Here is a 20,338-nt window from a genome sequence, read left to right as displayed (position 1 = left end):
TTTTGTGTGAGATGGCTTACCGGCACGCGCCGTGGTAGACCTCCAGAATCAGGCTGCGCATCTCCTCCCGGCTGGGCATGCGGGGCGTAAAGGGCGTGCACACGTCGGCAAAGGCCTTGTCCACCAGAGCATCCAGCTTGGACATCACGTCCGCCTCGTCCTTCACCACCTCGCTCATGGTCTCGGGGACGTTGATTCTCCGGCGCAGCTTCATCACCGCCTCCAGCAGGTCGGTCTCCCCCACCAGGGCGGCCAGCTCACGGTAGCGTTTGGCGGTCTCCGGATTCTCCTGGTTAAAGCGGATGCCGTAGGGCAGGACAATGGCGTTTGCCAGGCCATGGGGCACGCCGTACTCGGCGCCGAAGGTGTGGGCAATGGAGTGGACAATGCCCAGGGCGCAGTTGGAGAAGGCGATGCCGCCCATGCAGGAGGCAGCCAACATGTTGGCCCGGGCCTCCAGGTTGTCCCCGTGCTCATAGCACTCGGCCAGGTTCTCATAGCCGTACCGGAAGGAGGCCATGGCCATGGCGTCGGAGTAGGGGTTGGCCTTGGGTGTCACATAGGACTCGATGGCGTGGGTCAGGGCGTCCATGCCGGAGGAGGCCGTCAGGCTCTTGGGCATGGTGGTGGTAAAGATGGGGTCCAGCACCGCCACGTCGGGCACCAGACGCCCCTTCATGCAGCGAATGGAGTACTTTTTCTTTTTCACCGTGTCCTTGATGAGGGCCGCCCGAGTAGCCTCGCTGCCGGTACCCGCAGAGGTGGGAATGCAGCACAGCCTGGCCTTGACCCGGAGGTCCTTGATCTCGTTGGGGGGCATCACGTCCTCCAGCTCCTTGTACTCCGGGTTCTCATAGAACACCCACATGGCCTTGGCCGCGTCCATGGCGGAGCCGCCGCCAAAGCCGATGACCCAGTCGGGCGCAAAGTCCGCCATGTCCGCCGCGCCCTTCAGCACGGTCTGGAAACTGGGCTCCGGCTCCACATCTGTGTAGAACCGGCAGGTGAAGCCCGCCCCCTCCAGCACATCGGTGACCATCTTCAGCTGGCCCAGCTCCTGCTGGATGGTGCCGCTCATGACAATATAGGCCCGCTTCCGCTCCCCCGGCAGATCTGCCAGGGCCTTGACCGCGTCCTGGCCGCAGTACATATGCCCGCAACCCAGCTTAATACCATACATGGGAATGCCTCCTTTTTAGTCGTAGACAATACAATTTTTGATGACCGCGCCGGAGGCGTGCTCCCGGATGGCGACCTCCAGCTGGTCCAGGGGATACTCGTTCTGAATAAAGTCCTCCGCCGAGATGACCCCCAGCTTCAGCAGCTCCAGCGCCGCCGCCACATGGGCGGGCGTGGTGTGGTACACGCCCTTGATGGTAATCTGGGAGTAGTGGAGCAGGGTGGCGTCCACGTGGAGTACACTGCCCGACTTGGTGCCGCCGAAGAGGAGCACAAAGCCCCCCTTCCGGGCCATTTTCACGCTGGTCTCCCACACCTGAATGAGGCCGGTGGCCTCAATGACCACATCGGCGCCCCGCTCCCCGTCGGTGAGGGCCCGGACGGCGGCCACCGTGTCCTCCACCCCGGTCAGGTTCAGCGTCTGCCAGACGCCCAGGCGGCGGGCCGTCTCCAGGCGGCCGGGCACCATGTCGGTCACCAGCACTTTTGCCCCCCGGAGCACCGCCAGCCGGGCGAACATCAGGCCGATGGGCCCCGCACCGTTGACCACCACAAAATCCCCCAGGGCGATGGGGCAGTTCTCAATGCCGTAGACCGCGCAGGAGAAGGGCTCCATCAGGGAGGCCGTCTTGTGGGAGAGGCTGTCCGGGATGACGAACATGTTCTGCTCCACAATGGGCGCCGGGACCTTGACATACTCCGCATAGGCGCCCCGGCAGTAGGTCAGCGTCTCGCACATAGAGGGCTGGCCGTGCTTGCAGTAGTAGCAGTGTCCGCAGGGGGCGGTATTGTGGCAGGCCACCCGGTCCCCCTCCTTCACATGCTCTACTCCAGCGCCCACGGCGGCCACCACGCCGGAGAACTCATGTCCATAGGGATGGGGCGGCTTGAGGAGCGGGTAGCCCCGCCTGAAGTTTTTCACATCCGTGCCGCAGGTGGTGGAGATCCGGTTTTTCACCAGCACCTCCCCCGGCCCGGGGTCGGGGATGGGCTGCTCCACAATGCGGATGTCCTCCACGCCGAACAGCATGGCCTGCTTCATGGTTCCGTTCATCTGCTGACCTCCCTGATTGAGAAGTATGTCCGCAGGCGGAAACCCGCCTGCGGACACCATTCGGGCTCACGCCCCGTTACGCGCTCAATAGCCCACCGTATCCTTGGGCTCGCCGGGCTTCTTGGCCTGGCCGTAGCTCTGCATCCGCACACGGACGGCGGCCATCTCCTCGCCGGTGAGGACGGCGGGTGTGCCCACCGCCATGCAGCGCCACTGCATCTCGGCCACAAACTCCATGTTCACAGCCAGGGAGAAGGCCTTGGCCATGTTGGGGCCGCAGGTCACCAGGCCGTGGTTGGCCAGCAGGAGGGCCTTGCTCTCCCCCATGGCCTTGCCCACGTTTTCGGCCAGCTCGGGGGTACCGAAGGTGGCGTACTCGGCGCAGGGCACCTCGTCCACACCGGCGCCGGAGATGACGTAGTGGACGGCCTTCAGGGGCTGACGGAGGCAGGCGAAGGTGGTGCAGTAGGTGGAATGGGTGTGCACCACGGCCCGGGCCTCGGGGTGGTGCTTGTAGACGGTGGCGTGGAGGTTATGCTCGCTGGAGGGCTTGCGCTTGCCCTCGATGATGTTGCCCTCCAGGTCCATGATGACGATGTCCTCGGGCGTGGTGTCAAAATAGCCCAGGCCGGAGGGGCCGATGGCCATATAGCCGGTCTCAGGGTCGTAGCAGGACAGGTTTCCGCTGGTGCCCTTGGACAGGCCCTGGCTGCTCATCTGCTTGCCGAACTCCACAATATCGTTGCGTTCCTTTTCCATCAGCATGGCGCATTACTCCTTTTCATCTTGATACGGTATCCATTTGGCAGACTTATTTCAGGTTTCTCAGGTTGACCACCATGTCGCTCTTTCCGGTGGCCCAGTAGTCCAGAATCACCCTGGCCAGCAGCAGCGGGGACTTGGGCAGGGCGTCCACCACGTTGCCGGCGGTATGGGGGGTCATGGTCAGGTTGTCCAGCTCCAACAGCGGGTCTCCGGCGGGGACGGGCTCGTCCCAGAACACGTCCAGGGCCGCGCCACCGATGGTCTTGTTCCGCAGCGCCTCCACCAGGGCGTCCTTGTCCATCACGCCGGCACGGGAGGTGTTGATGAGGTAGGCGGTGGGCTTCATCCAGCCCAGCTGCTCCCGGCCGATGCTGTTCTTGGTCTCGGGGGTAAGGCGCATGTGGAGGGAGACGATATCCGCCGTGCGGAACAGCTCCTCCTGGGATACCAGGGTGACGGGCAGCCCGGCGGCGTCCAGGCTCTCCTGGCTGACAAAGGGGTCGTAGGCGATGACCTTTTTCATGCCGATGCCGGCGCCCTTCCTGGCCACCAGCTTGCCGATGTGGCCCAGGCCTACCACACCCAGGGTCATCTCGCACATAGAGGTGGTGTAGCCGCTGTTGACATAGTCCTTGCGCCAGTTGCCCTGCTTGATGGCCGCATGGGCCCGGGCGATGTTCCGGGTCTCGGCGAACATGAGGCCGATGGCAAAGTCACTGGTGCACTCGGCGTTGCGGATGCAGTGGACCACCGGGATGTTCCGCTCCGTGGCAGCGGCCACGTCCACATGCTCCATGCCGCCCCGGCAGGTGCCGATGAGGGTCAGCTTCCTGCCCGCGGCGATCAGGTCGGCGGGCACCGGGCAGAAGTGGGTGAGCAGGATATCCGCGTCGGCAATCTCCTGATAGGCCTCGTCGGGCACCTTCTCTGCCGTGGGGCCGTTCTTCTCCAGGTTCAGGGAGCGGTGCTGAAACTCCTGGCGGCTCTCACAGGGCCACTCCACCGCCTCGACCGTGTGCTCTCTGTCTCCGGCGATGGTGTGGGCGGCCTCCACCAGCAGCTCGCAGGGGACCACAATGTCTCCAATAACCAAGATTTTCAAAGCAGTTTCCTCCATTCGGGCTTTTTGAAGGAGGCATCCGCTTCGCCGCTGGACAGCGAAACGGATGCCTCCCGGCGTTTTGCTTCGTTATGCGGCTGCGGTGGGCGTATCCTTCACGGTGCCCAGGGCGCAGCGCTCCAGGTAATCCTGAACGCGGACCTTGTTCTTCTTGAAGAGGACGAACAGCACCACGTAGACAGCCACCACGGCGGCGATGATGATGGGATTCATGGTCAGGAAGGCCATGGTGATCACGCCGGCGGTGCAGTTGGACATGATGAAGCCGATGATCAGGGTGCCGCCGGCCAGGGCGGTGATGGCGGCCTCGAAGCCGGCGCCAGCGGCCACCTCGGTGAAGGTAGCGGTCCAGTAGGAGGCCATGGCCAGCTTGGCGCAGAACACGATGCAGGCCATAATCCAGGACTTGAGGATGTTGCCGTTGGAGAGGCTGACGGGCACCTCAACCATATAGGGCAGGGAGGGCAGCACCATGACGGGCACTACCACGTTGCCGGGCAGGATGAAGGCCATGAGGACGGCGAAGGGGATGACCAGCAGACCGGTGGTCAGGGTGGCGGCCTCGCCATAGCCCAGAGCGTCGTTGACGGCGATGATGAACTCACGGTTCTGGCCGTATTTGCTCTTCTTCAGCTTCTTGCGGGAGTAGTCGGTGAGGGCGGTGAAGCCGGAGGCGAAGAGGCCGGCGATCTTGGGGAAGATGGCCATGACGGCGGCGCAGGTCACGGTGACGTTGGCAACCTGACCCCAGGCAGCCATGGTGTTCAGGCGGGTGATGTTGCCCACCACGCCCAAGATGATGCCGACGATGAGGCCGATGTACATGGGCTCACCCAGGAAGCCGATCTTCTTCTTGATGGCCTCGGGGTCCACGCGGACCTTGTCCAGACCGATCTTGCCCAGCAGGATGTTGAGGACCAGGTACATGGGCGCGTCGCCCATGTGGTGGGGCGCGGTCATGGCGCAGTTGGGATAGTGGTAGTAGGTGGACCAGCGCTTCTGCATCACCTCAGCGATGAGGAGGGTCACCAGGTTGATGAACAGCATCAGCACAAAGGCCATCACCAGGTTCTGAGAGAGCTGATAGAGCATGGAGCCCCAGACAATGATGGAGTAGTTGTTCCACAGGTCGGAGGGCATGAAGATGTCGGTCACCTTCACCAGCCAGAGGATGATCTGGAAGAGCAGGCCCACGCCGATGAAGGCCATGCCGATTTCCGTGGAGTAGGCCACGCTGGCCACAGCCTGCCAGCCGATATCCAGCGCGGGCAGGTTGAGCCCCGTGCTCTCTACGATCTGCTGCACCAGGGGGGAGAGAATGGCGCCGAAGGCGTCGGTGACAAAGGCCATGCCCTTCAGGCCGACGCCCACCAGCACGGCGGAGGCAAAGGACTTCTTGAGGGGCGTGCCGAAAATCATGCAGATGACAAAGATGATGATGGGCACGGTGATATAGTTGCCAAAGGTATCAAAAAAGCTCTTCAGCCAGTCGAAAAACACAATTCCCGCTCCCTTTCTGTTTTAAATTAGGGGTCTGTCTTTCGGATTCAGGGACAGCTGCTCTTACAGGTCCAGCTTGCCCACCACGTCCATGAGCTCTTCCACGAATTCCTCCTCGTTGATACCCACCAGAAAGCCGGTGGCGTTGAGGACGGGGATGCCGTAGATGTCCTCCACGGGGCTGGTGTAGGCGATGAGGTCGTAGCCTCCGCTCTGCACCGCCAGCGCCACGCCGCCGGGCGCCACCTCGGTGGCCTCCATGGCGTAGCCCTTCTCGCTGAGCACATCCTCCAGCTTGGAGGAGAGCATGGCGGAACTCACGGTACCGGAACCGCACACGGACAGAATCTTGACAGGTCTCATTTCTGGTTCGCTCCTTTCAGATTTTGCTTACTCTTCGTTGAGCACGGACAGGCTGGAGAGAATCTCCGCCTTATCCCTGGAATCCCTCAGCCGCCGGAGCAGGTCCCCGTCCTGGATGATCTTCATCATCTTCTTCAGCATGGCGACCTGGCGCTTGGAATCCTGTACCACCAAGGGCATAATCACCTCGCAGGACAGCTTGGTGTCCTTCTGCCCCATCATGGCGAACTCCACCGGCTTCCGGGGAATAATCACGCCCACCGCGGGTTTGTTCACCAGGGCGTTGTTGGTGTGGGGTATGGCCAGGTTGATGCCCTTTCCGGGCAGGCCGGTGGGAAACCCCTTCTCACGTTCCGCCACGGCATCGCCGTAGCCCGGCTTTACATAGCCGTACTTCTCAAACAGGCCGGCCATCAGACGGATGCAGTCCTCCGCGGTCTCCACATCAGCGTCCAGCACCACCAGCCGTTCATCAAGCAGGGTAGCGATTGTCTTCATCTCCCAACGTATTGCGATGTATCACGCAGCCTCCGGAGCTTCGTTTCTGGTGTAAGAATAGCACAGGCCTACGGAGGAAAAAAGGCCAAGTTCTTTCACAACATGCACACCTAAATTTGCAAAAATGTGAGCCGGTTTGTGTGAAATATACGACAAGCTCCGTTCGTCAGCTCACAACGATGAGCACCGCCGCAAAGGTGGCCACAGCACCGGCCAGCACCCGCACAATCACCGTGGTGCGGCGCAGGCCGATGGCCTGATATCGCTCATAGCTGGCAAACACATAGGGGAACACCGCTGCCAGCACGCCGATGCCCAGCATGGGCAGATACCGCCAGCGGGTATCCGGCATCAGGCCGAAGAAGAAGAGATTGGCCACCACCAGCACCGCCAGGGCCAGATAGAAGGGCATGCGGAACCGCTTGTCCCGCTCCACAAAGGCCTTCACATGGCCAAAGCATTCCTCACAGCAGCAGGGCAGCTCGTGCCGGGCCTCCGGGTTGATAATATAGTCCCGGCTGTCCGTCATCTTCGCGCACCAGAGGCATTTCTCCAGCTGTACAGCTTCCTTTTTCCCGGTGTTTTTCATGACCTTCCTCCCGTCAGCGGATGGCATACTGGTCCAGAAGGCGGCAGGCGTCCTCCACGGTCTCCTGCTCCCACAGGGCGTCGGGCAGGCCGGACAGGGCGGCATAGTCCGCCTGCTGCACCATATACTTCACCTTCCCCGCCTGGGCGGGCACAACGGAGAACTCGTCCAGCCCCATGGCCAGCAGCAGAGGCAGCAGCCGCTCGTCAGAGGCCGCCTCGCCGCACATGCCCACGGGGATACCCGCCTTGTGGCCGTTGCGTATCACGGTGTGAATGGCCCGGAGCACGGAGAGATTGCAGGGCGTGTAGAGATACTGCACCCGCTCGTTCTGCCGGTCGGTGGCCGTGGTGTACTGGATGAGGTCGTTGGTGCCGATGGAGAAGAACTCCGCCTCTTTCGCCAGCTTGTCGGAGAGGAGCACGGCGGCAGGGGTCTCCACCATAATGCCCAGGGGTACATGCTCCGCATGGGGCAGGCCCCGGGCATCCAGTTCCGCCATGGCCTGGGCGGTGAGGGTCTTGGCCTCCCGCAGCTCCTCCATTGTAACGATCATGGGGAACATGATCTTCAGATTACCGTGGGCAGATGCCCGGAGAATGGCCCGCAGCTGGGTGAGGAAGATCTCCTTCCGGTCCAGGCACAGGCGGATGGCCCGGTAGCCCAGGAAGGGGTTGCTCTCCTTGGGCAGGTCCATATAGCCCAGCTGCTTGTCGCCGCCGATGTCCAGCGTGCGGATGATGACCTCCTTCCCTGCCGCCGCCTCGGCTACGGCGCGGTAGGCCTGGTACTGGAACTCCTCGGAGGGGTAGTCCTGCTGGCCCATGAAGAGAAACTCCGTGCGGAACAGGCCGATGCCGTCGCAGCGGTCGGGCCGGAAGGCTCTGGCGCTCTCGCTGTCGCCCGAGTTGACGCACACCTGGACCCTGTGGCCGTCCCGTGTGACGGCGGGCATGGCCGCCGCCTGGGCATACCGCTCCGCCATGGCCTTCTGTGCCTCATCCGCGGCGGCAAACCGGGCGGCCATCTCCCCGTCGGGCTCCACTGCCGCCCAGCCCTCGTCGCCGTTGAGATAGATCTGCTCCCCCGACCGGGCCGCAGACAGGATTCCTTCGCAGCCCACCACCGCCGGGATGCCCAGCGTCTTGGCCAGAATCACCGCGTGGGAGGTGACGCCCCCCCGCTCGGTGATGAAACCTCCCAGCTTGGACTTGTCAATCCGGATGGTATCCTCCGGTGTCAGGTCCTCGGCCATCAGAATCACAGGGCCGTCTCCCTGTACCTCCACCGCGGAGGAGACCCCGTTGAGCCGCCGGATCAGCTCATCGCACACGTTGCGGATGTCGTCGGCCCGGGCCTTCATGTAGGGGTCCTCCATGGCGGCAAACTTGGCGCACACCTTGTCCCGCTCGGCGGCCACAGCCCAGTCGGCGGCCACGCCCTCATTCTTCACCTGCTTCATAGGCTTTTTGAAGAAGAAATTGTCCCGGGCAATGACGGCGTAGGCCTTCATAATGGCGGAGGCCTCCTCCCCATTCTCCTTCGCGGTCTTCTCCTTGAGTGCGTCCAGCTCGGCGGCATAGGCGGCCCGGATGGCTTCAAACCTGGCGATCTCCCCCTCCGGGTCGGCCGTCTCCCGCTTCTCGGGCACAATGGCCGCCCGGCTCAGCACCAGCGCGGGCAGAAGAGCCTGGCCTCTGGCGCCGGAAAGTCCCTTAAACTCTTTCATGGCTGTTTTCCTCCTTAGGGTGACTGTAAAGCTGCTTCACGCCGTCCACGTGGCCCGGCGTGCTGAAGTACTGATAAATCTCCTGGAGGGTGTTCCAGTGGGTGTACCGGTCCACGGTACTCAGGCACAGGATGACCCCTGCCCTGGCCCCATCCCGGCACACCACCCCCTCCCGAGAGACCAGGATGCGCACATCCACCTTGGCGCCCACCTCGCCCTGCATGGGGCAGTGGACCAGCACCGCGTCGGGGTGGAAGCGGTACATCTGTACCTTCCGGTTGGTGAGCAGGTTGCGCATCTTGTCCGCCAGCCGTTCGCCCTGGAGCCGCTCCGCGCCCAGCAGCACCGCCTCGCCCCAATCGGCATCCTCCGGCAGGGGTACGATGTTCTCCGCCCGCAGCTTCTCCACAAAGGTCTCCGCGGTCTGGGGTGTGCTGCGTCCGCCGTCCCGCCGCTCAAAGTAGCGGAACAGGTCAAAGTAGAGCCGCTCGCTCTGTATCTCACCGGATGTGTTCTGCTCCACCATACGGATGATATCCTGAATCAGCTGGTCGTGGCGGGCGATGGTGCGGTTGGTCTTGAGCACGTCCATGATCTTCCGCTGGTTGGTCTCCGTCAGGATGGGGCCGGTCTGCACCAGCTTGGCACACTGCTGCTGGGGCCCCAGGGGCACCAGGGAGACCACCAGGGCGTAGTCGTCCAGCTCCCACTTGCGCACCCGGTCCACCGTGATGACGCTGTACCGGAAGGACAGGCCGAAGAGGTTCTGCAGCTGCTCCTTCACCAGCGTGGCGGTGGCCATATTGCCCGCGCCGATGATCAGCACCTCCTCCGCCGCTGTGGTCTCGGTCTGGGAGAGGAACTTCTCGTTCAGGTTGCTGGCGAAGTAGACGCACAGATAGGACAGCTCATCCTCCGAGATGTCCTTGAGGAGCTTGCTGTCAATCTCCAGCATGGCCCGGCGGGTGAAGTCGTACACCGCCGGATACATCCGCTGAATGTCCTTCACCAGCGGGTTCTTGTCCATGATGCCGTACTTCAGCCGGTAGTACATGGGCCGGATATGGTGGCTGAGCTGGCCGTGGAGCCGCTCCCGGTTGGGGAAGGTGATGCAGGCGATGCGCTCAAAGTTGTAAATCAGCTGCTCCGCCAGGGCGGCGATGTAGCTGTCCTCCTCCTCCTGGGTGGCAAAGTCGGTGGTCTGGATGCCCAGGAAGAGGGAGGTGATGTAATAGGTCTCCTTGGGGGAGATGCCCATGCCCAGAATCCCCAGCTTCTGGGCTGAGAACTCCACGGAGCGGTAGGACAGGGTTTTCATCAGGGCGAACTGCTCGTCCCCGCTCATGTTGATCTCGTGGCCCTTCCGGCTACGGATCCAGGAGGCCTGGATCATCATGCTCTCAAAGCCGCTCTCATTGAGGAAGCAGTCGCCCTTGATGTCGGACTCATACTGCTTGATGAGGCAGCGGCACAGCTCCAGGAAGTCGATGTCGTTGCCGGTGAGGGCCACCATGCTCTGCTGGAGAAAGCTCTTGACGGCGGAGGTGCCCTCCGGGTTGTTCAGCTTGCGGAACTGGGCCCACAGCAGCTTGCGGATGGTGGCCTCCTCGCCCTCAATCTGATAGCCCACCTTGATGGCGCTGTGCAGGCTCAGCCCCCACTCGTCCAGCTCCTCCCGGATCATCTTGATGTCGGCCAGGGCGGTGTTTTTGCTCACGTCAAAGGTCTCCATCATGCGGTTGATGGTGACCACCTCGCTGGCCAGGGAGATATAGAGAATCTCCATGGCCCGGCGCTCGGCGACGGAGAAAAAGTAACTGCTGTTCTTGCGCAGCTGGCGGTCCAGGGCCGCCCGGTCGGAGATCTCGGCCCGGATGCGCTGCCCGCCAATCACCAGGCGGCCCATCCGGTACTGCGCCAGATAGTCGTTGATCTTCTCCACGTCATAGTAAAAGGTCCGTTTGGCAATGCCCAGTATCTGAAGCAGGTAGGTGGAGGTAAGTCCCTGTTCCGCATCCAGCAGACTGCGCAGGATGTAGGTCTGTCGGCTCTTTAATTCCACTTGCGCTCCCCCATTCCTTTTGTCTCGTCAGTCGGGCAGGTTGTGCAGCAGCGCGGAGACAGCCTGGGCCGCCTCCTGCTCGTCGCTTCCCTCCACCTGAAGCAGGACCTCCATGCCGGGCAGTATGCCGCCCGAAAGTACGCTGATGATGCTCTTGGCGTTGATCTCGTCGTCCTCATGGACCAGGATAATGTCGCTGTCGTACTTGCTGCTGACCTCGACCAGCTCGGACGCCGGCCGGGCGTGCAGGCCGCTCTGATTCTGAATGGTGATTTTTTCCTCGTACATAATGGGTTCCATCCTTTCTGCTGTGCTGTTTTTCCTATTAAAAGATGCAGCTTTTTGATTGACCTCATCTTAGCACGTCGCCCTCCTGTTGAACATTACCAAATCAATGCGTGTTATTTTTCAGACATTGTGCAAAAAGCATACCTCCCTTTCTTCAGGCACAATTCTTACACATTTCCAATCAAATATTTAAAAAATGGAGCCATGGTCTTCCCATGGCTCCAGTTCGCTTACCGAGCCCTATTTCTTCTGCTCCAGCCACTTCTTCAGCTGCTCCGCCATGGCCGAGGAGCCCTGCTCCTCCCGGCGGTCCTGCTGCTCCAGGTAGCGGCGCACATCTCCCTTGCCGGCGGACCTCTCCGAGCGGCGCTTCTTGAAGTCGCTCAGCTTCTCCCGGTAGCCGCACACACAGGCGAACATCTGCTTCTCCCCCTCGCCCCGCAGCTCCATCTTCTTGTGGCAGTTGGGACAGCGGGCGTTGGTGATCTGCTTGACGCTGCGGCGGTAGCCGCATTCCCGGTCGGGGCACACCAGCATCTCCCCCCGCTTGGTCCTGACCTTGAGCAGGTACTTGCCGCAGTCGGGGCAGGGACTGCGGGTCTGGTTGTCGTGGTGGTAGGACGCGTCGCTGGCCTTCACCTCGCTCACCAGCCGGGCGGCGTAGGACCGCATCTCCCCCACAAAGGCGTCCTCCTTCTCCCTGCCCTGGGCAATGTCCCCCAGCCGCTTCTCCCATTTGGCGGTGAGCTGTGCGCTGCGCAGGTCTGCGGGAGCCAGCTCCACCACCTGGATGCCCTTGGAGGTGGGACAGAGTTCCTTGCCCCGCCGCTCAATGTAGAAGGCGGAGAAGAGCTTCTCGATGATGTCCGCCCGGGTGGCCGGGGTACCCAGACCGCCGGTCTCCTCCAGGATACGGGACTGCTCCGCATCCTTCACCTGGGCCTGGGGGTGCTCCATGGCGGTGAGGAGGGTGGCCTCGGTGTACCGTTTGGGCGGCGCGGTCTTGCCCGCGTTGATCTGCAGCCCGGTGAGGGAAATCTTGTCCCCCTGGTTCAGGGGCGGCAGGTTCTGCTCTGTGTCCTCGTCCTCCGCTGTATTCTCGTCCTCCTCCAGGGCGAAGCGGCTGTACGCCGCCTTCCAGCCCTGGTCCTTCACAATCTTGCCCCGGGCGGTGAAGGTCTCCCCGTCCACCGTCATGGTCAGGCGGATCTCCTCATAGGTGAAGGGCGGCAGCAGCACCGCCAGGAACCGGCGGACCACCAGGTCGTAGATGTTCCGCTCCGGCCCGGTGAGCCGCCACAGGTCGGGCTGCTCCTCGGTGGGGATGATGGCGTGGTGGTCGGTGACCTTGGCGTTGTTGACCAGGTATCGGGTCTGGAGGGGGCGGCCGCGCATAATCTGCTGGGCCAGAGGCTTGTACTCGTCCACCATCACGCTGCGCAGCCGCTCCGGCAGGGTGGGCACCACGTCGTCGGAGATATAGCGGGAGTCGGTGCGGGGGTAGGTGAGCACTTTGTGAACCTCGTAGAGATTCTGCATGATGGACAGCGTCTCCTTGGCGGAGTAGGCGTACTTTCGGTTGGCGTCCCGCTGGAGCTCGGTCAGGTCGTAGGCCGGGGGCGGCGGGGTCTGCTTCCAGGTCCGCTTCACCTGGGTAAGTACGCCGGTCCTGCCCTCCAGCCGCCTGGCCAGGTCCTCGGCCTGGGCACGGTCAAACATCCTGGCCTGGCCCTTCTTGTCCCGCCAGGTGGCGGTGAAGCCTGGGGTCTTGGCCGCCAGGGTGAAGAAGTCCTTGGGTACGAACCGGCGGATCTCCTGCTCCCGGTCCACAATGAGGGCCAGGGTGGGGGTCTGGACCCGTCCGGCGGAGAGCTGGGCGTTGAACTTGCAGGTGAGGGCCCGGGTCACGTTCAGGCCCACCAGCCAGTCGGCCTCGCTGCGGGCCCGAGCGGAGCGGAACAGGTTGTCGTACTCCGATGCCGGGCGCAGGTGGGCGAAGCCCTCCTTGATGGCCTTGTCGGTCTGGGAGGAGATCCACAGCCGCTTGGCCGGCTTCTTCCAGCCAGCCTTCTCCATGATCCACCGGGCCACCAGCTCGCCCTCACGGCCCGAGTCGGTGGCGATGACCAGGTCGGAGATATCTCCCCGGCGCATGAGGGCCTGGACGGCCCGGAACTGGCGGCCGGTCTGGGGGATGACCTGGGTCTTCATCTTCTCGGGCAGCATGGGCAGGGTGAGCATGTCCCACTTGGCCCAGGCCTTGTCGTACTCCTCCGGGGGCGACAGCTCCACCAGATGGCCCAGGGCCCAGGTGACCACGTATCGGTCTCCCTCCAGGCAGCCCTCTCCCTGGTGTTTGCAGCCCAGCACCCGGGCCAGCTCCCGGCCCACAGAGGGTTTCTCTGCCAGTACCAGCGTCTTGGACACCGTCCTCACGCTCCTTTTCAATGCATAGATAAAAACAGTATAGCCCGGCGGAGAGAAAAAGGCAACGCCGAGTCTCTCCGCCGGGCTTCGTATACAGGAAAAGCCGCCCCAACCGGGACGGCTTTTCCGACGTATTTATGCAATGACTTCGCCCTTGAAGATCACATTCCGGATGGACAGGTCCTTGTTGAGCAGCACCACATTGGCCCACTTGCCACACTCCAGGCTGCCGCACCGGCTGTAAATGCCGATGGCCCGGGCCGGGTTCACTGCTGCCGCCCGCACCGCGTCGGCCAGGGGGATGCCGAAGGACACGGCGGTGCGCATGCAGTCCATCAGGTCGGTGACCGAGCCGGCCAGGGTGCCGTCGGCCAGGGTGGCGTACTTGCCCTTCTTGATGACCGGCTGGCCGCCCAGGGAGTAGTCGCCGTCGGCCATGCCCGCCGCCCGCATGGTGTCGCTTATCAGCACCACACGGTCCGCGCCGAAGAGCTTGAACACCGACCGCACCACGGAGGGGTGGATGTGGATGCCGTCGCAGATCAGCTCCACCCGGCAGTCCGGCGTGTCAAAGGCCGCGCCCACCACGCCGGGGGCCCGGTGGGTAAAGGCCGGCATGGCATTGAACAGATGGGTCACGTGGCTGGCGCCCGCCGCAAAGGCGGCCATGGCGGTGTCGTAGTCGGCGGTGGTGTGGGCGATGGAGATGCGCACCTCGCCGGACACCTCACGGATGAAGTCCATGGCGCCCTCCACCTCAGGTGCAATGGACACCAGCTTCACCAGTCCGCCGGACACCTCCTCCAGCCGCCGCAGCAGCGCCACGTCGGGCCGCTGGATCCAGTCGCCGTTCTGGGCGCCCTTCTTGGCCATGGACAGGAAGGGCCCCTCCAGGTGGATGCCGCACAGGCTGGCGCCCGGCTTCTCCGCCTTCCGGTGCTCCGCCGCCACGGCGCACATCTTCTCCAGATCCTCGGGCAGCAGCGTCATGCCCGCGGGGCAGATCTGGGTCACGCCACGGCTCAGCTCATACTCGGCGATGGCGGCCAGGCCGTCGGCGTCTCCGTCGGAGAAGTCGTGGCCCACCGCGCCGTGGAAATGGATATCCGTCAGGCCGGGGATGGCGTAGCATCCCTCGGCGTTCAGCACCTCGCCGCCGCAGTCCCGGTCGGTCAGCTTGCTGCCGTCCACATACAGGTCCCGGTTGACAAAGGTGCCGCGGGCCTCAAATACCTGTGCGCCTGTAATTTTCATTGTGTATTCCTCCTTGCGCCACCCGGCGCGTGTGTCAGTTGCTTACAGCTTGGACAGGGCCGCCTTGTCCGCCACCAGGGTCACATCGGGGTGGAGCTGCAGGATGGATGCGGGCAGCTGGGGATTCACGGGGCCCTTCACCATGCCGTACACGGCATCCGCCTTGTCGGCGCCGCTGGCCACCATCACAATCTTCCTGGCACCCATGATCACGCCGATGCCCATGGTCAGAGCCTGACGGGGCACCTCGTCCTGGGAGGCGAAGAAGCGGGCATTGGCCTCGATGGTGCTCTCGGTCAGGTCCACCACATGGGTGGGCACCACGAACTCATCGCAGGGCTCGTTGAAGCCGATGTGGCCGTTGCGGCCCACACCCAGCAGCTGCAGGTCGGCGCAGCCCAGGCTGCGGACAAAGGCGTCGTACCGGGCGCACTCGGCCTCGGCGTCCTCGGCCAGGCCGTTGGGCACGTGGGTGCACTCGGGACGCACGTCGATGTGGTCGAACAGGTTGTGCTGCATGAAGTAGCGGTAGCTCTGGTCGTGGGCGCCGGACAGGCCCTTGTACTCGTCCAGGTTCACGGTGGTCACGCCGGCAAAGGAGATCTTGCCCGCCTTGTACCGCTCCACCAGGCCCTTGTAGGTGCCGATGGGAGAGGAGCCGGTGGCCAGGCCCAGCACGCACTCGGGCTTCACAATCACCTGAGCGGCAATGATACGGGCCGCCTTCTCGCTCATCTCATCATAATTCTCTGCTGCATAAATGCGAATCATGGTATTTTTCTCCTTTTCATCATTGTCCCTCGCCCAGCCGGGCGCTTTCTCACGTTCTATTCTAGCCTGCGCCGCCTGTTTAGGCAAGGCCATATTCTGCTTATTTTTTATCCAATCGTCTTTCTCCTGTTTTCTCCCGCCGGCCAATCCAGATTTTTGTTGACAGCGTCGTCGGAATGTGGTATTCTCACATCAGTTAGTTTTAGCTAACCAAGAAGAGGCACAACGCCTCTTTTCTTTCCGCAGTTAGTTAGCTTGCGCTAACGAAAAAGGAGGCATATGGAATGGCACACCCTCAGTTTGAACGCTCCGTGGTCTACCACTGCGCTCCGGCGCTGGTGGGGCTCAAGCCCGCCTGTCTCATCTCCCTGTCGGCGGCGGAGTACCCCGACCTGCCCAGACTGGCCGGGGGTTACTCCCGGCTGCTGGAGCACCGGGGCATCCGGCTGGAGGTGCTGTGCCGGTGCCGCAGGCGCTTTCTCCTGCTGGTCTACCGGCCCGTGCTGCTGGAGCGCTGCCTCTCCTCCCCCCGGGTGGCCGGGCTGCTGGAGAAGGCGGGCTATCCCGCCGGTGCCTCCCCCGCTGCCCTGCTGCGCCGCCTCAGCGGCCGGATTGCCGCAGGCGGCGGCTTCCCCCACGAACTGGGCCTGTTCCTGGGCTATCCCCCCGAGGACGTGGTGGGTTTTATGACCCACGGCGGCAGCGGCTGCCGTCTGTGCGGCGAGTGGAAGGTCTATCAGGACGTGGAGGGGGCCAGGCGGCAGTTCCGCAAGTTCGCCCTCTGCCGCTCCGCCCTGTGCGCCCGGCTGGAGCGGGGCTGTTCCCTGCTGAGCCTGCTGGGCGCGGAGCAGCGCCCGGCGGCATAAAATCGGAAGTTCTCTCAAAATTCAAGGAGGTTTTTCTTATGAGCAAGCTTGCAGTCATCTATTGGAGCGGCACCGGCAACACCGAGGCCATGGCCCAGGCCGTGGCGGAGGGCGCCCGGAAGGCCGGGGCCGACGTGTCCCTCTTCTCCGTCGCCGAAATTTCCGCCGCCGACGCCGCCGGGTACGACCGCCTGGCCCTGGGCTGCCCCGCCATGGGCGCCGAGGTGCTGGAGGAGGGGGAGTTTGAGCCCTTCTTCCAGGACCTGTCTGCCAGCCTGTCCGGCAAGCCGGTGGCCCTCTTCGGCTCCTACGGCTGGGGCGACGGCCAGTGGATGCGGGACTGGTACGACCGCACCGCCGCCTGCGGCGCCGCCCTCCAGGGCGATGAGGGCCTCATCTGCAACGAGATGCCCGACGACGACGGTCTGGCCGCCTGCCGGGACCTGGGCCGAACCCTGGCGGGCTGAGAAAGGAGGTGCCGGAAGCCATGGAACTCTCCCAGACCGCATGCCGCTACCTGCTCACCATCTATGAACTCAGCGGCGGCTTGGACGCCGTGCGCTCGGTGGACGTGTCCCGGCGGCTGAACGTGGCCGCCTCCAGTGTGGCCCATATGCTGGGCATTCTGGACCGGGAGGGCATGATTGAGCGGCGGCGCTACGGCCGGGTACGGCTCACCCCCGACGGCCTGCGCTCCGCCAACCGGCTCTACACCGACCGGATGCTGCTGGAGACCTACCTGCGGGAGCACCTGGGGGTGGACGGCGACACCGCCCGGCTGGACGCCGACCGGTGCCTGTGCTGCCTCTCCCCCGCCACCCGGGAGCTGATGAGCGAGATGGTCCTCTCCGGCACCCCCATGCCCTCGGTGCTCTTCCGCCAGGCCATGTGCTCCTGACCGCCCTCTTGACAAATGTCCTTTCTTGGGCTAAAATAGACGCAATCACATTGCAAAAGGCGAGGAAGGGAAGAAGGCGCGGTAAGTCCCGCTCAGAGAGCCGGTGGTTGGTGCGAACCGGTGCGAGGGCGCCGCGCGGATACTGGTCCCTGAGCCGTCCGCCCGAACCGCAGTAGGGCGGAACGTCTGGCCCCGTTACCGGCCACGGCCTTGTTGGAGGCCAATGAGCGTCTGCCGGAGACGGCAGGCGGAAGCAGGGTGGTACCGCGTATTATACGCCCCTGACCTAATTGTTTTAGGTCAGGGGCGTTTTTTCGTCCCCTGGCCGCAGACCATAAGGAGGTCACTGTCATGAAAAAAGCCTATGAAAAGTACATTCCCTTCGTTCCCCTGAAGATGGAGCACCGTTCCTGGCCCGACAAGCAGATCACCAAGGCCCCCATCTGGTGCTCAGTGGACCTGCGTGACGGCAATCAGGCCCTGGTGGACCCCATGAACCTCCAGGAGAAGCTGGAGTACTTCCACACCCTGGTGGACATCGGCGTGAAGGAGATCGAGATCGGCTTCCCCTCCGCCAGCGAGACCGAGTACGAGATCTGCCGGGAGCTCATCGAGGGCGGCCACATCCCCGACGACGTGACCATCCAGGTGCTGGTCCAGGCCCGGCCCCACCTGATTCAGAAGACCTTTGAGGCCATCCGGGGCGCCAAGCATGTCATCCTCCACTTCTACAACTCCACCTCCACCCTCCAGCGCAAGGTGGTGTTCCACATGGACATGGACGGCATCACCAAGATCGCCACCGACGCGGCCAAGCTCATCTACGAGCTGTCCCAGCCCGTCATTGCCGAGGGTATGGACCTGCGGTACGAGTACTCCCCCGAGTCCTTCATGGGCACCGAGATGGACTACGCCGTGGAGATCTGCCAGGCGGTCATCGAGGCCATCCACGCCACGCCGGAGAAGAAGATTATCCTCAACCTGCCCACCACGGTGGAGAACTGCATGCCCAACTACTTCGCCGACGAGCTGGAGTACTTCATCTCCAAGCTGCCCAGCCGGGACAGCGCCATTATCTCCCTCCACCCCCACAACGACCGGGGCTGCGGCGTGGCCACCGCCGAGATGGGCCTGCTGGCCGGCGCGGAGCGGATTGAGGCCACCCTGTTCGGCAACGGCGAGCGCACCGGCAACGTGGACATGGTCACCCTGGCCATGAACATGTACACCCAGGGCGTGGACCCGGAGCTGGACTTCTCCGACATCAACAAAATCAAGGCCATGTACGAGCGCTGCACCAAGATGAAGGTGGGCGAGCGGCAGCCCTACGCCGGTGAGCTGGTGTTCACCGCCTTCTCCGGCTCCCACCAGGACGCCATCAACAAGGGCACCGCCTACATGGAGGAGAGCGGCAGCGAGTACTGGGAGATCCCCTACCTGCCCATCGACCCCGCCGACGTGGGCCGCCAGTACGAGCCCATCATCCGCATCAACTCCCAGTCGGGCAAGGGCGGCGCCGCCTACGTCATGCACCACAACTTCGGCTTCGACCTACCCAAGGCCATGCACCCCGAGTTCGGCCACATCGTCCAGGTGGAGACCGACCGGGTGGGCACCGAGCTCAAGCCGGAGCGCATCTACGAGCTGTTCCGGGAGAACTACATCGAGGCCACCGCGCCCTACCAGCTGGTGCGCCACTCCTTCGCTGAGTTCACCGACGAGGACGGCCACTCCCACGTCACCTTTGCGGGCACCATCCGCCACCACGACAGCACCTTCCAGGTCAACGGCTCGGGCAACGGCCCCATCGACGCCTTCTTCAACGCCATCCACGGCCAGAAGATGGACCGCTTCACCTTTGTGGACTACAAGGAGCACGCCATCTCTGACGGCTCCGACTCCATGGCCGTGGCCTACATCCAGCTGCGGGACCAGGAGGGCAAGGACCACTTCGGCGTGGGCATCTCCCACAACATCAACCTGGCCCCCCTCAAGGGCATCCTGTCCGCCATCAACCGGGCGGTCAGCGGGAACTGAATGGAATAAAAAAACGACCCGCCGTTCAAACGGCGGGTCGCTTTTTTATGTGTGTTATACCACCTGGGTCAGGAAGGTATCCCGGTAGGACGCCGACAGCTCCTCCCAGGCGGAGTGGGCGGCGGCGGGGTCGTCGAAGAGGCCGAACACGGTGGGGCCGGTGCCGCTCATGCAGGCGCCCAGGGCGCCGAACTGAATGAGGGCGTTGCGGATGGAGAGCACCTCCGCCCTCCGCCGGGCGGGGAGTACGTCCTCAAACACGTTGTACAGCCGCCGGGCCACCCCCTCCAGGTCCTGCCGCTTCAGCGCCTCCAGCATCCCCGCTGTGTCGGGGCGGCAGCGGAGCTTCATGCTGTCAATGCGGCCGAAGAGCTCGGGGGTGGACACCGGGAAATGGGGCTTGCACAGCACCACATGGCACTCCGGCAGCGGGGGCAGCGGCGTGAGCCGCTCTCCCCTGCCCTCAGCCAGGGCGGTGCCGCCCAGGACGCAGTAGGGCACGTCGGAGCCCACCCGCGCTCCGATCTCCGCCAGCTGTTCCACCGGCAGGTTGACCCCTGTCATCTGGTTCAGGGCGCGGAGCACCGCGGCGGCGTCGGTGCTGCCGCCGGCCATGCCGGCGCACACCGGGATACGCTTTTCAATCCGCAGGGCCAGTCCGCCCAGGTCCGTGCCGGTGGCCTCGCAGAACCGCAGGGCGGCGGCGGCGGCCAGGTTCCGCTCGTCATTGGGCAGAAACTCGTTGTCCGTCTCCACCGTCAGCCCCCGGCCGGTGCCCGTCTCCAGGGTGATGGTGTCGTGAAGGGACACGGACTGCATCACCATCCGCAGGTCGTGGTACCCGTCCGGCCGGGCTCCCAGCACGTCCAGGGTCAGATTCAGCTTGGCAAAGGCGCTCACTTCCATTGTGGCCATACCGTTTTTCCTCCGCAAAGAGC

At 63.6% G+C, this 20,338-nt stretch carries 19 protein-coding genes and 1 other annotated feature; of the genes, 4 read left to right on the top strand and 15 right to left on the bottom strand.

Annotated elements, in window-relative coordinates:
* Nucleotides 1-16: 16 nt before the first annotated feature.
* From ACOX7T_RS03625 to nagB, 14 genes are all read right to left on the bottom strand, one after another.
* A complete protein-coding gene (locus ACOX7T_RS03625; protein ID WP_294533814.1) occupies nt 17-1,180 on the bottom strand; it encodes an iron-containing alcohol dehydrogenase in 1,164 nt (387 codons plus the stop codon).
* Nucleotides 1,181-1,195: 15 nt separating this feature from the next.
* A complete protein-coding gene (locus ACOX7T_RS03620; protein WP_294533818.1) occupies nt 1,196-2,233 on the bottom strand; it encodes an alcohol dehydrogenase catalytic domain-containing protein in 1,038 nt (345 codons plus the stop codon).
* 84 nt (nt 2,234-2,317) lie between these two features.
* Nucleotides 2,318-2,998 (bottom strand): class II aldolase/adducin family protein, encoded by a 681-nt coding sequence (locus ACOX7T_RS03615; protein ID WP_294533820.1) that lies wholly within the window; start codon nt 2,996-2,998, stop codon nt 2,318-2,320.
* Nucleotides 2,999-3,044: 46 nt separating this feature from the next.
* Entirely contained in the window at nt 3,045-4,100 is a 1,056-nt protein-coding gene (locus tag ACOX7T_RS03610) for a 2-hydroxyacid dehydrogenase (protein ID WP_294533822.1), read from the bottom strand.
* An 87-nt stretch (nt 4,101-4,187) separates the two neighbouring features.
* Entirely contained in the window at nt 4,188-5,618 is a 1,431-nt protein-coding gene (locus ACOX7T_RS03605; RefSeq protein ID WP_433439975.1) for a PTS galactitol transporter subunit IIC, read from the bottom strand.
* Between the two features lie 63 nt (nt 5,619-5,681).
* On the bottom strand, nt 5,682-5,981 hold the full coding sequence (locus ACOX7T_RS03600) for a PTS fructose transporter subunit IIB (RefSeq protein ID WP_294533830.1): 300 nt from the start codon (nt 5,979-5,981) through the stop codon (nt 5,682-5,684).
* A 27-nt stretch (nt 5,982-6,008) separates the two neighbouring features.
* Complete coding sequence (locus tag ACOX7T_RS03595) at nt 6,009-6,479, bottom strand: PTS sugar transporter subunit IIA (RefSeq protein WP_294533835.1); 471 nt, start codon at nt 6,477-6,479, stop codon at nt 6,009-6,011.
* 166 nt (nt 6,480-6,645) lie between these two features.
* Nucleotides 6,646-7,068 carry a hypothetical protein gene (locus tag ACOX7T_RS03590; RefSeq protein WP_294533837.1) on the bottom strand — a complete coding sequence of 141 codons (423 nt, stop codon included), beginning with the start codon at nt 7,066-7,068 and terminating at the stop codon, nt 6,646-6,648.
* A 13-nt stretch (nt 7,069-7,081) separates the two neighbouring features.
* Nucleotides 7,082-8,797, bottom strand: coding sequence for a phosphoenolpyruvate--protein phosphotransferase (gene ptsP / locus ACOX7T_RS03585; RefSeq protein WP_433439972.1), 1,716 nt, complete (start codon nt 8,795-8,797; stop codon nt 7,082-7,084).
* On the bottom strand, nt 8,784-10,859 hold the full coding sequence (locus tag ACOX7T_RS03580) for a BglG family transcription antiterminator (RefSeq protein WP_294533843.1): 2,076 nt from the start codon (nt 10,857-10,859) through the stop codon (nt 8,784-8,786). Before ACOX7T_RS03580 ends, ptsP begins: the two co-directional genes overlap by 14 nt.
* Before the next feature lie 27 nt (nt 10,860-10,886).
* Nucleotides 10,887-11,147: an HPr family phosphocarrier protein gene (locus tag ACOX7T_RS03575; RefSeq protein ID WP_294533846.1), complete on the bottom strand. Its 261-nt coding sequence runs from the start codon at nt 11,145-11,147 to the stop codon at nt 10,887-10,889.
* A gap of 240 nt (nt 11,148-11,387) precedes the next feature.
* On the bottom strand, nt 11,388-13,574 hold the full coding sequence (locus ACOX7T_RS03570) for a DNA topoisomerase III (RefSeq protein WP_433439969.1): 2,187 nt from the start codon (nt 13,572-13,574) through the stop codon (nt 11,388-11,390).
* A gap of 135 nt (nt 13,575-13,709) precedes the next feature.
* Entirely contained in the window at nt 13,710-14,828 is a 1,119-nt protein-coding gene (nagA, locus tag ACOX7T_RS03565) for an N-acetylglucosamine-6-phosphate deacetylase (protein WP_433439967.1), read from the bottom strand.
* Nucleotides 14,829-14,870: 42 nt separating this feature from the next.
* Entirely contained in the window at nt 14,871-15,596 is a 726-nt protein-coding gene (gene nagB / locus ACOX7T_RS03560; protein WP_433440117.1) for a glucosamine-6-phosphate deaminase, read from the bottom strand.
* Nucleotides 15,597-15,883: 287 nt separating this feature from the next.
* On the opposite strand from nagB, the gene ACOX7T_RS03555 reads away from it, so the two are divergent.
* The 4 genes from ACOX7T_RS03555 (at nt 15,884) to leuA (ending at nt 19,400) form a co-directional block, all read left to right on the top strand.
* Entirely contained in the window at nt 15,884-16,465 is a 582-nt protein-coding gene (locus ACOX7T_RS03555) for a DUF3793 family protein (protein ID WP_433439965.1), read from the top strand.
* Between the two features lie 38 nt (nt 16,466-16,503).
* Entirely contained in the window at nt 16,504-16,932 is a 429-nt protein-coding gene (locus tag ACOX7T_RS03550) for a flavodoxin (RefSeq protein WP_433439963.1), read from the top strand.
* Between the two features lie 20 nt (nt 16,933-16,952).
* A complete protein-coding gene (locus ACOX7T_RS03545) occupies nt 16,953-17,363 on the top strand; it encodes a metal-dependent transcriptional regulator (protein WP_433439961.1) in 411 nt (136 codons plus the stop codon).
* 53 nt (nt 17,364-17,416) lie between these two features.
* Nucleotides 17,417-17,649: a binding site (T-box leader), on the top strand.
* Nucleotides 17,650-17,714: 65 nt separating this feature from the next.
* Complete coding sequence (gene leuA, locus ACOX7T_RS03540) at nt 17,715-19,400, top strand: 2-isopropylmalate synthase (RefSeq protein ID WP_433439959.1); 1,686 nt, start codon at nt 17,715-17,717, stop codon at nt 19,398-19,400.
* Between the two features lie 54 nt (nt 19,401-19,454).
* Here leuA and ispE read toward each other — a convergent pair whose 3' ends face one another.
* Nucleotides 19,455-20,315 (bottom strand): 4-(cytidine 5'-diphospho)-2-C-methyl-D-erythritol kinase, encoded by an 861-nt coding sequence (ispE, locus tag ACOX7T_RS03535; RefSeq protein ID WP_433439957.1) that lies wholly within the window; start codon nt 20,313-20,315, stop codon nt 19,455-19,457.
* Nucleotides 20,316-20,338: the final 23 nt, after the last annotated feature.

Origin of the sequence: Pseudoflavonifractor sp. (assembly GCF_050943825.1) — a bacterium.
In the GTDB taxonomy this organism is placed as follows: Bacteria; Bacillota; Clostridia; order Oscillospirales; family Oscillospiraceae; genus Pseudoflavonifractor.
Note: the sequence above shows the minus strand (reverse complement) of the source record. Positions and strands in the feature narration are given on the sequence as shown.

Excerpts from the sequence above, each read along its gene's own strand:
- ACOX7T_RS03625 (WP_294533814.1), bottom strand. The coding sequence starts at position 1,180 with ATGTATGGTATTAAGCTGGGTTGCGGGCATATGTACTGCGGCCAGGAC.
- ACOX7T_RS03620 (WP_294533818.1), bottom strand. The coding sequence starts at position 2,233 with ATGAACGGAACCATGAAGCAGGCCATGCTGTTCGGCGTGGAGGACATC.
- ACOX7T_RS03615 (WP_294533820.1), bottom strand. The coding sequence starts at position 2,998 with ATGCTGATGGAAAAGGAACGCAACGATATTGTGGAGTTCGGCAAGCAG.
- ACOX7T_RS03600 (WP_294533830.1), bottom strand. The coding sequence starts at position 5,981 with ATGAGACCTGTCAAGATTCTGTCCGTGTGCGGTTCCGGTACCGTGAGT.
- ACOX7T_RS03595 (WP_294533835.1), bottom strand. The coding sequence starts at position 6,479 with ATGAAGACAATCGCTACCCTGCTTGATGAACGGCTGGTGGTGCTGGAC.
- ACOX7T_RS03590 (WP_294533837.1), bottom strand. The coding sequence starts at position 7,068 with ATGAAAAACACCGGGAAAAAGGAAGCTGTACAGCTGGAGAAATGCCTC.
- ptsP (WP_433439972.1), bottom strand. The coding sequence starts at position 8,797 with ATGAAAGAGTTTAAGGGACTTTCCGGCGCCAGAGGCCAGGCTCTTCTG.
- ACOX7T_RS03575 (WP_294533846.1), bottom strand. The coding sequence starts at position 11,147 with ATGTACGAGGAAAAAATCACCATTCAGAATCAGAGCGGCCTGCACGCC.
- nagA (WP_433439967.1), bottom strand. The coding sequence starts at position 14,828 with ATGAAAATTACAGGCGCACAGGTATTTGAGGCCCGCGGCACCTTTGTC.
- ACOX7T_RS03555 (WP_433439965.1), top strand. The coding sequence starts at position 15,884 with ATGGCACACCCTCAGTTTGAACGCTCCGTGGTCTACCACTGCGCTCCG.
- ACOX7T_RS03550 (WP_433439963.1), top strand. The coding sequence starts at position 16,504 with ATGAGCAAGCTTGCAGTCATCTATTGGAGCGGCACCGGCAACACCGAG.
- ACOX7T_RS03545 (WP_433439961.1), top strand. The coding sequence starts at position 16,953 with ATGGAACTCTCCCAGACCGCATGCCGCTACCTGCTCACCATCTATGAA.
- leuA (WP_433439959.1), top strand. The coding sequence starts at position 17,715 with ATGAAAAAAGCCTATGAAAAGTACATTCCCTTCGTTCCCCTGAAGATG.
- ispE (WP_433439957.1), bottom strand. The coding sequence starts at position 20,315 with ATGGCCACAATGGAAGTGAGCGCCTTTGCCAAGCTGAATCTGACCCTG.